This window comes from Helicobacter sp. T3_23-1059, assembly GCF_053654515.1.
In genome coordinates this window covers 142,984-154,281 of sequence record NZ_JBSIUV010000001.1, presented here as the reverse complement: position 1 = coordinate 154,281, position 11,298 = coordinate 142,984, and the positions used below count along the sequence as shown (strand labels likewise).

General features: G+C 37.8%; 11 protein-coding genes. 6 read left to right on the top strand and 5 right to left on the bottom strand.

The window, feature by feature from the left end; translation table 11 throughout:
• Positions 1-825: 825 nt before the first annotated feature.
• Together ACWIX0_RS00695 and ACWIX0_RS00690 are read right to left on the bottom strand one after the other, a co-directional pair.
• Positions 826-2,469 carry a hypothetical protein gene (locus ACWIX0_RS00695; RefSeq protein WP_454171058.1) on the bottom strand — a complete coding sequence of 548 codons (1,644 nt, stop codon included), beginning with the start codon at positions 2,467-2,469 and terminating at the stop codon, positions 826-828.
• Positions 2,470-2,732: 263 nt separating this feature from the next.
• Positions 2,733-3,248, bottom strand: a complete 516-nt coding sequence (locus ACWIX0_RS00690; protein ID WP_454171056.1) for a hypothetical protein — start codon at positions 3,246-3,248, stop codon at positions 2,733-2,735.
• Positions 3,249-3,460: 212 nt separating this feature from the next.
• Here ACWIX0_RS00690 and ACWIX0_RS00685 point away from each other — a divergent pair, with 212 nt between their 5' ends.
• The 5 genes from ACWIX0_RS00685 to ACWIX0_RS00665 all read left to right on the top strand — a co-directional run bounded on the left by ACWIX0_RS00685 (position 3,461) and on the right by ACWIX0_RS00665 (position 6,427).
• A complete protein-coding gene (locus tag ACWIX0_RS00685; protein WP_454171055.1) occupies positions 3,461-3,784 on the top strand; it encodes a hypothetical protein in 324 nt (107 codons plus the stop codon).
• Positions 3,774-4,067 carry a type II toxin-antitoxin system RelE family toxin gene (locus ACWIX0_RS00680; RefSeq protein ID WP_454171053.1) on the top strand — a complete coding sequence of 98 codons (294 nt, stop codon included), beginning with the start codon at positions 3,774-3,776 and terminating at the stop codon, positions 4,065-4,067. Before ACWIX0_RS00685 ends, ACWIX0_RS00680 begins: the two co-directional genes overlap by 11 nt.
• A 96-nt stretch (positions 4,068-4,163) precedes the next feature.
• Positions 4,164-4,655 (top strand): pantetheine-phosphate adenylyltransferase, encoded by a 492-nt coding sequence (gene coaD, locus ACWIX0_RS00675; protein ID WP_454171051.1) that lies wholly within the window; start codon positions 4,164-4,166, stop codon positions 4,653-4,655.
• A gap of 108 nt (positions 4,656-4,763) precedes the next feature.
• Positions 4,764-5,471, top strand: coding sequence for a dTMP kinase (locus ACWIX0_RS00670; RefSeq protein ID WP_454171049.1), 708 nt, complete (start codon positions 4,764-4,766; stop codon positions 5,469-5,471).
• Positions 5,472-5,596: 125 nt separating this feature from the next.
• Entirely contained in the window at positions 5,597-6,427 is an 831-nt protein-coding gene (locus ACWIX0_RS00665) for a phosphoribosyltransferase (protein ID WP_454171047.1), read from the top strand.
• Between the two features lie 115 nt (positions 6,428-6,542).
• On the opposite strand, the gene ACWIX0_RS00660 is transcribed toward ACWIX0_RS00665, so the two are convergent.
• On the bottom strand, positions 6,543-7,748 hold the full coding sequence (locus ACWIX0_RS00660) for a tetratricopeptide repeat protein (protein WP_454171045.1): 1,206 nt from the start codon (positions 7,746-7,748) through the stop codon (positions 6,543-6,545).
• Between the two features lie 265 nt (positions 7,749-8,013).
• Between ACWIX0_RS00660 and purL the strand changes: the two genes are divergently transcribed.
• Positions 8,014-10,410: a phosphoribosylformylglycinamidine synthase subunit PurL gene (gene purL, locus ACWIX0_RS00655; protein WP_454171043.1), complete on the top strand. Its 2,397-nt coding sequence runs from the start codon at positions 8,014-8,016 to the stop codon at positions 10,408-10,410.
• Between the two features lie 86 nt (positions 10,411-10,496).
• Here purL and ACWIX0_RS00650 read toward each other — a convergent pair whose 3' ends face one another.
• A complete protein-coding gene (locus ACWIX0_RS00650; RefSeq protein ID WP_454171042.1) occupies positions 10,497-10,736 on the bottom strand; it encodes a hypothetical protein in 240 nt (79 codons plus the stop codon).
• A gap of 45 nt (positions 10,737-10,781) precedes the next feature.
• Positions 10,782-11,297: a hypothetical protein gene (locus ACWIX0_RS00645; protein WP_454171040.1), complete on the bottom strand. Its 516-nt coding sequence runs from the start codon at positions 11,295-11,297 to the stop codon at positions 10,782-10,784.
• Position 11,298 lies beyond the last annotated feature (1 nt).

Genomic DNA, 11,298 nt, shown 5'->3' with positions numbered 1-11,298 from the left:
TAAATGTTAGTTAAATATTTCTTAAACAATCCTTAAATATTTAAAAAACATAGTAAAAAAACGCAAAAAAACAAAAAAAAAAAAAACGACACGAAAAATGGGGGGAAATGGGGGGATTTTTGGAGGGAATTTTGGGGGGAAAATTTTTGGAGAGATTTTGGAGGCAATGTAATGGAATGTAAGGGAATGTAAATAAAAATCAAAAAAATAAAAAAAATGTGGTGGGGTTTAGTGAAAATGTAAAATATGGTGGGTTTTGTTGCGAAATATGGAAAATGGTGGATTTTGATGGAAATATGAAAAGAAATGTGAAAGAAAATATAAAAAATAGAGTTAAAATCTAGCAAAAAATGTCAAAAATAGTGGATTTTGGCAAAAAATTGTGAAAAATATGGTAGGGATATTTTTTATGGTGGCAATGTTTTTTGACATTGTAAGAAAAACTGCAAGTTGGTTTTTGTGGAGAATTGATTGTGTTTTTGTGATTTTTTTATGGATTGCCACGCTTAACTAGCATTGCCACGCCCTGCATTTTTGATAAAATGCAGGGCTCGCAATGATGCAGTGGTAGAATCCTTGCCTACAATGACATAAGTTTCTTTGTCATTGTAGACTTACCATTTTTGTCATATTGAGCGCATAAGCGCGAAATATCTATACTTGTTTTTGTTTAGATTTTATAAAGAAGTTGTGCTTCGCTCTATGTGTTTTGCTTAGTATGGCAAGTGTTTTTTGTTTTTGATGCGATATGTTTTGGTTTGTTTTGCGCAAATTTGTTTTGCGCAAAAAAACTACGCACAAAACCTTAAATATGACACTTTAAGCTTATGACAAAATCTCATCGGCGATTTTGCGGATTTTGTGGCTTGTGGATTTGTTTCGTTTTAGCATCTTGCTATCGTGTGGATTGCTATCAAAAACAACCAAATGCGCGTGCGGATAAAAAGGGGATTTTGGATACTCTATATTGCCCCACCGCCAATCAAACTTCAAAGGCAAAAGCACAAGCGTGGGTATCCCTATGCTAAGCCCTAAATGTGCCAATGCAGAATCTATGCTAATAATCATATCAATATCGCTTAAGCTCTCAAAAGTATCCTGCCAATCTTTTAGATTTTCTCCGCGATTTTGCATAAAAGTAGGCACGATAAAATCCTCTAATTTTCCATTCACTTTTTCTCGCACTTGAAAGGACACAAGGCTATATGGGCTATTTATAAAGGCATTTGTGATGATTTCTAGTGGGCAGTCGCGCTTAAATCGCTCGTAATTCCCGCTAGAATTTGTATGCCAAAAAATAGCGATTTTGGGAGGGTTTTTTGCTTGATTTTTAGTCTCGCGCTTTATAGGCAAAAGCGGGCGAGGAAAGGCTATCCATTCATCTAGCGACATTTTTAGCAAGTATGGCAGAGAGCATATCGGAGCGACATAGTCAAACCCATATTCTAGCCTCGCACTTTGCTTTTGAAACTCAAGCTCTTTTTGCTCATATTTGCCATCTTTATTGTCATAGATGGTATCTTTTGGGAGGCTTCCTATGATATGTAGATTTTTAAACACGCTATTTGGCTCTTTTGCTTTTATGGATTCTAGCGCGTAGTCAAAAAGGCGAAATAAACTACTTTGTGGCATAAAAAGCACTTTTTTTGCGATTTGACATAGCTTAGCAAGTGCTGGGGAAAACATTATCGTATCGCCATAGCCCTGCTCGCTTATGACAAATATGACTTTGTCCCTCAAAGCGTTTTCATCAGCTTTCAAGGCGTTGCAAAGGGCTTTGTAATGCGGCATAGAAAAAACCAAATCTTTTCTATCATCACGGATTAGGGCTAGGCGATTTTCATATAACGCCAAACCCTCCATATACATTTCCTCATCATCTAGCAGTTGCAAAAGCATCTTAGAGCAGCTAAAAAGCGCGTTTGGATTTTGGCTTATGGCATTGCTTTTCATAAAGGCATTATAAGCATCTTGGTAAAATCTATTGTGCCACAAAGTATCGCCAAAAAAGCTCCAAAAATCGCTGTTATGCGTGTTTTTGGATTCTAGCTCTTTATAGAGATTTAGGGATTCTTTGTCTCTATAAAGCGAGTGGAGATAAAACGCGATTCCGGGCAAAATCATACAATCAATATAGTTTTGGATTTGATAGATTTTTGCGTCATTTTTGCCGATGGTTTTGGGATTTGGGCTAAGCCTATCAAATAATGGCTGTTCGCTGTTTTTTTTGTGTAAATGCGGGTATATATAGGGGATTTGTGTATTTGTGGATTTTAGATTTTGCAAAATCATTTGTAGCGTTTCTAAAATCTCATAAAAAATATCTAAACTTTTTTGCTCGCTAATCTTTTCATACAATCGCCAAAAACTCTCAATAGGACGCATATTTTTTTGGTTTATCCTACCATCTAGCGTCCAAATATCAGTGGCAAAATCCCCGATAATATTTAGCAAATATTCACTATGCAAAATCGTGCGATAAATCGCCTCTGCTTTGTCTAGCTCGCCTAAAAATGTGTGGATTTCTGCTAATGCACAAAGGACATTTTGGGCAAAATATGGCGGGATATTTTTAGGATTTTGCGAAGTTTGGGGATTTGGGGGAGTTTGTAAAGTTTGCGTAAGTTGTGGAGTTTGGGTTTTTGTGTTGCTAGATTTTGAGGGATTGGATTTTATTTTATTAGATTTTGTTTTGCAAGTTTTTGTTTTAATAGCTTGTGTGGGGCTAGATATTATCTCGCTATTATTTTTGCTATTATCGCCCCCCCCCCCCCGTAAGCGATACTTGCCTCATCGCTAAAATCCGCATAAGTGTTTGACAAATACGGCTTAGCAAGTGTGGTTAATATCTCTTTTGCTTCGTTAATATCGCCATTACTCGCATAGGCTAATGCCAATTTCCAATCAAAAAATTGCATTTGATTTTGTGCTTTTGTCTCTCTTGCTTGTGCTTGTTTTGCGATTTTTGCATATTTTATCGCCTGTTTTGTGATTTTACTTTGCGCTTGTGCGTTTGTGGCTTTTATCACTTCAAGTGCGGCATTTGCCACTGCATTTGCCACGAGCCCAAAGCATTCTTGCTCGCACAAATCCTCCCCCAAAATATCTAGCATTGATTCTAGTTTGTCGGTTAGCATTATCGTAGTGGCAAAATCCCTATCATAAAAACTTTGCAAAATATTATCTTTTAGCGCGTTAAAATCGCTTAATGCACCTAATATACATTGCCCTGCTTTGTCTTGTTTCATTTGCGTCCTTTTTGCTAAAATCTAAAATCTTGCAAAATCCAACTTTTATAAAAACTTCTAAAAATTTGCAAGATTTTGCAAAATCTAAAATCTAACATTATAGAATTTTTTTGATTTTTATGCGTGATTTTTTGCGAAGTTTTTATCAAGTTTTCCTTAAATAAAAAATGCCAAATGTGCTATAATCAACAAATTTTAAAAGGAGTGTCGCAATGACAAACACGATTAACTACGCAAAATACGCAAATATGACACAAAAGCAATTATTTAATTCGCTTGAAAGTGCCAAAAAAAAGCGTGCAAAATTTCAAACTCAAGCAAATGACGCAAATGCGCTGATTGATTTTTTGACAGATAAAATTAAAGATAGCCTAAATACGCTTAATGTGTCAAAAAATGATTTTATAAGCCTAAAAGATTCTAATCTAGTAGAAAAAGCAGAGGTATATTTTAACTCCCTATCAAGTAAAGAGCAAGCAAAGTTTGAAAAAGAACTTAAAGATGACATAAATAGAAACTATGACGATGAACTATAAAATAATCCTTAAAAAATCTGTTGTTAAATTTTTGACAAAATTAGAAAAATCAACGCCACGAGAGCACGCCAAAATCGTTTTATTTTTAAAAAACACACTATCACAAAACAATAACCCTTGCAAACTCCCAAATGCGAAGCATTTAAAGGGTTTTGGCGAAAATCATTATCGTTGGAGGATTGGAGAGTATCGCATTATTGGCATAATCCAAAATAAAGAATGTAAAATCATCGAAGTAGTCAAAATCACAAAACGAGATAATAATACATATAAAGATTTGTAACCAAAGATAGCAACCTACGCATAAAATGCACATAATGCAAACCATTTTAATGCGTTTAAGCAAGATAAATTTTAAAAAACACACATAAGGACACAAATGAGTAGCAACAAAATAGGCATTTATCCGGGGACTTTTGACCCGCTGACAAATGGACATTTAGACATTATCAAGCGAAGTTGCGAAATCTTTGAGAGGGTGATTTTAGCAGTGGCACATTCCGCTTCTAAAGCACCTCTTTTTAGCCTGCAAGAGCGACTAGAAATGGCAAATCTTGCCACAAAAGATTTTAGCAATGTGGAATGCTTGGATTTTGGTGGGCTTTTGGCAGATTTTGCTAGCAGTCATAATGCGCGGATTCTTATCCGTGGTTTGCGCGTGGTGAGCGATTTTGAATACGAACTACAAATGGGCTATACAAACACTTCGCTAAACCCTAGCCTAGATACGATTTATTTTATGCCGACATTGCAAAATGCGTTTATTAGCTCCTCGATTGTGCGAAATATTTTGGAGCATAATGGCAAAATCTCTCATCTTGTGCCAAAATCTGTATTTGGCTACATAGCCCAAAAAATCCCCTGCGCTTAAAGATTTTGACGCGGACAATCAAAAAATGTGCTTAAAAATGTAGGCAAAATCTAGTAACGCAAAATCCACAAAAAACACGCAAAATCCACACATAATGAAAGGAAAAAAATGTATATCGTGCTAGAAGGAATCGATACTTGTGGAAAATCCACTCAAATAAACGCGCTAAAAGAGGCATTTCCAAACGCGATTTTTACCAAAGAGCCCGGGGGAAGTGCGCTAGGCGCAACTTTGCGCGAAATGATACTACAAAATCATAGCCAAGATAATGCCCTGCATAGCCCGTGCGTAACGCCACAATGCCTAATCGCCAAAGAAAAAGCCCAAGATTTTATCCAAAACTACGCTTTTAGCGAGGAAGCGGAATTTTTTTTATTTTTAGCAGATAGGGCAGAGCATTTCTCAAAAGTCATAAAGCCAAACTTACATTCCCTAATCATCGCCGATAGAAGCCTAATCTCTGGAATCGCTTATAGCAAACATAAAGACGCAGAAATGATGAATCTAGCCTGCACAAATGGCATTGTCCCTGATATTTGCTTTGCTTTTAAAATCAGCGCAGAAGAGCTAAACAAACGACTGCAAAACAAACAAAAAGATTCTATCGAAAATCGTGGAAGCGCGTATCTTATGGCAATTCAGTCGCGGATTTTGCATTTTGGTAGAAAAATCGCTAAACAATGTGTAGTCATTGACGCTGATAAAAAGCAAGAAGAAATTAGCCAAGAAATTATTACCCATATCCACAACGCGCTAGATTTTAAAATGGATTCTAAAATGGATTCTAAGCTAAAATCTAATGTGAAATCCAAATAATTTTTTGGATAAATTTTTGGGTATATTTTGTAATAAAGTGTTGATTTTTAGATAGCGCGATTTTGCAGATTTTAGATAGATTTTAAGAGTAAATTTTAGGATAGATTTGAAGGGTAGATTTTGCAATGAAATGTCTTATTTGCTCGAAATTTTGCTTAGCCACTTTGTGTGAAAATTGCTTAGATTCTATCCCACTTTATCCTAGCGTGCGCGAAGTTAAGGGCATTCGCGTGTATTGCTTTTTTGCATATAGCGATATTGATTTTTTGTTAAAATCAAAATATTATGCGATAGGCTCTAAAATTTATAGCGCGCTAGGGAAAATCGCGGGGGAATATTTTTTTGGCGCGATGGGGAGGGCGAGTGCGGATTTTGCTAGCCATTTTGATAAAATCAATCTCATAGGGATTGATGATTGCGTGCGTAGCTTTTATTCGCACACGGGCGTGCTTGTGAGAGAATTTGCCCGCGCAGGCAAAAACGCACATAAAAAATCTAGTAAGACAACAAAATCTTGCAATATAAAACCAATCTATGGCGAGCTAAAAGCCACAAACCAAGTAAGCTATGCGGGCAAAAGTCTAGCCTTTCGCCAAGCAAACAAACGCGGGCTAAGACTAAGCGATAAAATCCTAAAAAAACATAGCATAAAATCTAAGCTAGATTTGAGTGATAATGCAAATTTGCTACAAAACATTGCAAAAAAAACAAAATTAGATTTTGCAAAAAATGATTTTATCAAAAACGATTTTGCAAAATCTATTTTTAACGCGCTAAATTATTTCGCGCTAGATTTTAGACGCTTTATTAAAAAACAAAATCCAAAATCTAGCGCGACAATCATCGTAGATGATATTATCACCACAGGGACTAGCTTTGGCGAGGCGATAGAAGTCTGCAAAGATTCTAACTTAAAAGTGCTTTTTTGCCTCTGCCTGTGCAATGCTGCATTATAAAATCATAAAATCTACTTTAAAACGCTATCACAAAAAGCCACAAAAATCCCTACAAATTTTTGTAGCAAATTTTGTAGCAAACTTGTTTTGCAAACCCCGCATTTGCAACCAAAATCTATCGTTTATAATTTGATGATTGTCGCTGTTTGTTTGGACGAGGTTTGATATTGTAGCTAGGCTTTGGATTGATATGCAAATCCTCTTTAAAAATTCGGTAATTATCACACGCTTGTTGTAGCCCTGCATTGCACGCATAAGTATATAAATCTAGCGCGTATTTGGTATCTTGCACTACGCCTAGTCCTTTTTGGTATAGCACGCCTAAATTGCTACAAGATTTTACATCTCTAGCCTCGCACGCTCTTTTAAAATATTTTGCCGCATACGCATAGCTTAGCGGGACATCATCTGTGCCATTTGCATACATCCACCCTAGATTACTGCACCCGACAATATCGCCTGCATTGCACGCAGCGTAGTTTAAATCCGCTTGACTTAGTTCGGTTTTGTTTTTGCCATAGATATTTTTGGTATTGCTTAATAGCCCTAGATTGTAGCAACCTAGATTGCTCCCGCCCTCACAAGCAAGTTTATAATATTTAATCGCGCTAAAAAAATCTTTTGCCAATCCATCGCCATTTGCATACATAAAACCCAAATTATTGCACGCGATGGAGTCCCCTCCCTCACACGCACTCATATAATACTGCGCGGCTAGCTCTTTATCATCTTTTGTCGCGCCTTTGTCATCGTTATATAGCATTGCTAGATTTGTGCAAGAAGTGGGGTCTCCTGCAGAGCAACCCATTTCATAGTATTTTTTTGCCCTGCGGATATTGGTATCTACGCCTTTCCCTGTGGCATACATCGTGCCTATGGCAAAGCACCCGCTAGGATTCCCGCCTTTGCAGGATTTTTTAAATGAATCATAAGCGTTTTGAAAATCGCCATTTTTAGCAAACTCTATGCCCGCTTTTAGCTGTGCTGTGGGGACATCTGGCGAAGTGAGCCTATCAGCTGAAGGATATTGATGAGGCAATAAGTTTGCTTGCTGTGGCTCTTGATTGCCATTAGAATTTGCTTGATTATTTGCGTCATTTCCAACTTGTGCGCCATTGCTACTTAGTGCTGGATTTTGCGAAGGAGGTGGCAAATCTCTATCATCATATTGTGAGCCCATCTGCGCTAGCTCATCTTCGCTCAAATCCCTATCAAGCCCGTAAGTAAAACGCCCATTTTGCTCCTGTGTGCTATCATCTGCATAGCCTAGCAAAAAAACACCTAGCAAAGCAAGTATCTGTAATAACAAAATCCTTTTCATTTCGCGCTCCATTTGCGTTATTTAGGGAATCTACTTTTGGTGTTTTAATAGCCTTTTTCAAGCGTTTTGAAAAAAGCGTTTTTAAAACAAGCATTTTTTTCTTGCGCTTCAAGTGTTTTCCCTACTTTGTTAGCAAAATCTAGCAAAAGCCGTTCCTTACAAAAAGTAGCGACAAAAATTTAGCACAAATGCTCATATACTTGATTTTGTTATAATCGCTTTTTTGATTTTGCCTCTATCTTATTTTTGATTTTAAGGACTTCAAATGTCAAACACTACAAACAAAAAAACCGCCCACGATTTTCGCATAAACGATATGGATTTTGCCCTTAGTAGCCACAAACTTAGCAATGATGATTATAAACAGATTTTAGCGATTTTAGGGCGAGAGCCAAACCTCGTAGAGTTAGGGATTTTTAGCGCGATGTGGAGCGAGCATTGCAGCTATAAATCTAGCAAAATCTATTTAAATGGATTCCCCACAAGCGCGGATTATGTAGTCCAAGGACCGGGCGAAAATGCAGGGGTAATCGACATTGGCAAAGGAATGGTAGCGGTATTTAAAGTAGAATCACACAATCACCCAAGTTTTATCGAGCCAAACGCAGGTGCTGCCACAGGCGTAGGCGGGATAATGCGAGATATTTTTACGATGGGAGCGCGACCTGTGGCGAGCCTTGATTCTATCCGCTTTGGCGAAATATGGCGAGATGACAAAGTAGGCAAAAAGCATAAATACTTGCTTCGTGGCGTGGTGGAGGGAATCGGCGGGTATGGTAATTGTATGGGAGTGCCTACTATCGGGGGCGAGACTAGCTTTGAGCCCTGCTATAATGGCAATATTTTAGTAAATGCGTTTTGTTTGGGAATCGCAAAAAAAGATGAGATTTTCTACGCAAAAGCAGAGGGCGTGGGCAATCCCGTAATCTATGTAGGCTCAAAAACAGGGCGAGATGGGCTAGGTGGAGCGGTGATGAGTAGTGATAGTTTTAGAGAGGATTCTGCTTCTTTGCGCCCCACAGTGCAAGTAGGCGACCCTTTCACTGAAAAGCTATTGCTTGAAGCGTGTTTGGAATTATTTGAGCGCGATTTAATCATAGGTATCCAAGATATGGGTGCAGCAGGGCTTACAAGCTCTAGCTTTGAGATGGCTGGGCGAAGTGGTAGCGGTATGCGACTAGAGCTAGACAAAGTGCCTATGCGCGAAGCAGGAATGAATTCGTATGAACTAATGCTAAGTGAGAGCCAAGAGCGAATGCTAATATGCGCAAAAAAAGGCAAAGAGAGCGAAATCAAAGAAATATTTAAAAAATGGGAGTTAGATTGCGCGGTTATCGGCGAGGTTACAAATAGTGGGATTATGGAGCTATTTTGGGAGGGAGAGTGCGTGGGGCAAATCCCTATTTCACCGCTAAGCAAAGCCTCTCCCGTGCTAAAGCGCGAAGTGAAAAAACCAAGCTATTTAGATAGCGTTTGCACGCTAGATTCTAGCTTTTTGCAAAATCTAAATACAAAATCTAATAATGAACTTTTTTGCGAGATTTTAGGGCATATCGATATTTGCGATAAAAAATGGATATATAGCCAATATGATAGCACCGTGCAGACAAATACGATTTTGCCTAGTGGCAAGCTAGATGCTAGCGTAGTGCGCGTAAAAGAAAATGGTGTGGGGCTAGCGATTAGTATATATTGCGCACCGAGCCTATGCTATCTAAATCCGCTAGAAGGTGGCAAAATCGCCGTAGCTCTAGCAGGTAGAAAACTAGCCACAAGAGGTGCAAAACCGCTTGCCATAAGCGACTGCCTAAACTTTGGCAATCCGCAAAACCCCGAAGTAATGTGGCAGTTTAAGCAAGTGTGCGAGGGCATAAAACAAGCGTGCAAAGAGCTAAGCACGCCTGTGGTAAGCGGAAATGTCTCGCTTTATAATCAAAGTGAAAATATTGATATTTATCCTACGCCAACCATTGTAAGCGTAGGCATTAGCCATAATGCAGAATTGATTATAGATTCTGCATTAAAGCGTGATGGAAATGCTCTTTTGCTTGTGGGAAATATCTGTGATATGAGCGGATTTAGCGCAAGTGTGGCACAAAAAATATTAGGCAAAAATCTAAACGGCAGAGTTTATATTGACTTAAAAAAAGAAAAAGCATTGTGGGAGTTTTTATACGAGGGAATCCAACAAGGACAAATCCTAAGCGCGAAATCTATCGGCAAAGGCGGACTAGCACTCGCCCTAGCAAAAATGGCAATACTTGGAGGCAGGGGTATAGAAGCTATGGAATCTAAGGATATTGCACAAAATCTTAAAGTAGCTTTTGGGGCGGATTTAAAAGCAAATTTTGCAAAATCTAGCGAGTTAGATTCTAATGCGTTAGGCGATTTTGAGGTTGATAAACTAGATTTTAGTAAATGGCTTTTTGCCGAGACGCAAAGCTGCGCGGTGGTGGAGGTTTGCCCTAGTCAAATCCCACTTTTGCAAAATCTAGCAAAAAAACTAACCCTGCCACTTTGCGAAATAGGCAAGGTAGGAAAAATAGGTAAGGTAGGCAAAAACGGCAAAGAGGGGGCAAAAATCCGCATAGCTGACATAAATATCGATTTAGACAAGGCTAGCAAAATCTATTTTGAGAGCTTTGAAACATATATTCATTAAGCTATGTTGTTAAGATTTTTTTGCGCTTTTTTGATAAAGCTGTCTATGGCAAAATATGACAAAAAAATGCAAGATTGGCGTTTTTATCATTCCCCAAAAAAGTATGCCCTCTCTTTGCCCTCATTAAATTCATTTTCTAAAAACCATAGCTTTTCTTTTTTCATTGCTATGCACTCTGCCTCACTTCTAGTAGAAAAATCCAAACATTCATAGTAATTTTTTTCGATAGATTCAAGCTGTCTATCACGGGAAAAATACACTTCTTTTGCTAGCATATAAGAATCTTGGCACGACATTTTATCAATATGATATGTCGCATAATGCAAATAATTTGATTGTTTGTTTGTTAGGATTCTTTTTGCTCTTTGTGGCTATTGTATGGAAGCGATAGATTCTAATAACGCGTAAAAATCCTCATCATATTCGTAGTTTTGCCCGTTGATTTTAGGGCATACGCCTAGTCGCACCTCATACATTGGAGTAGAATCTTTGCTAAAAAACACCGCTACGGTTCCATAAACTTCGCTAAAAGTATCTGCTTTTATGTCTAATGGTTTTGTAAGATTTGCAGGGATTTTTGAGTTGCTATTTTTTAGCGCGTTTTGTAGCGTGTTTTTGTAAGTCTCATAATAGATTTTGTGGTGGTAGTGCTTAAGATTAGCTTGTGGCTTGCTAGAATTACAATACGCATATAAATCTTTTATCTCAGCAAAATTATGCTTCGCATACATAAAATAACACACTTCCATATCTAGTTTTTTTTCTTGCGCTTCTTGCAAAATAGTATAAAAAGGTAATTTTGCAAGATAAATAAAATAGTAGCAAACAAAAAAGATAGCTACACAGACAAGCATACATAAAGCAATAATATAAGATTTTCTTTGCATT

What these genes read in the sequence shown, in the direction of transcription:
- coaD (WP_454171051.1), top strand. Translation starts at nt 4,164, where the DNA reads ATGAGTAGCAACAAAATAGGCATTTATCCGGGGACTTTTGACCCGCTG.
- ACWIX0_RS00660 (WP_454171045.1), bottom strand. Translation starts at nt 7,748, where the DNA reads ATGAAAAGGATTTTGTTATTACAGATACTTGCTTTGCTAGGTGTTTTT.
- ACWIX0_RS00685 (WP_454171055.1), top strand. Translation starts at nt 3,461, where the DNA reads ATGACAAACACGATTAACTACGCAAAATACGCAAATATGACACAAAAG.
- ACWIX0_RS00690 (WP_454171056.1), bottom strand. Translation starts at nt 3,248, where the DNA reads ATGAAACAAGACAAAGCAGGGCAATGTATATTAGGTGCATTAAGCGAT.
- ACWIX0_RS00680 (WP_454171053.1), top strand. Translation starts at nt 3,774, where the DNA reads ATGAACTATAAAATAATCCTTAAAAAATCTGTTGTTAAATTTTTGACA.
- purL (WP_454171043.1), top strand. Translation starts at nt 8,014, where the DNA reads ATGTCAAACACTACAAACAAAAAAACCGCCCACGATTTTCGCATAAAC.
- ACWIX0_RS00645 (WP_454171040.1), bottom strand. Translation starts at nt 11,297, where the DNA reads ATGCAAAGAAAATCTTATATTATTGCTTTATGTATGCTTGTCTGTGTA.
- ACWIX0_RS00670 (WP_454171049.1), top strand. Translation starts at nt 4,764, where the DNA reads ATGTATATCGTGCTAGAAGGAATCGATACTTGTGGAAAATCCACTCAA.
- ACWIX0_RS00665 (WP_454171047.1), top strand. Translation starts at nt 5,597, where the DNA reads ATGAAATGTCTTATTTGCTCGAAATTTTGCTTAGCCACTTTGTGTGAA.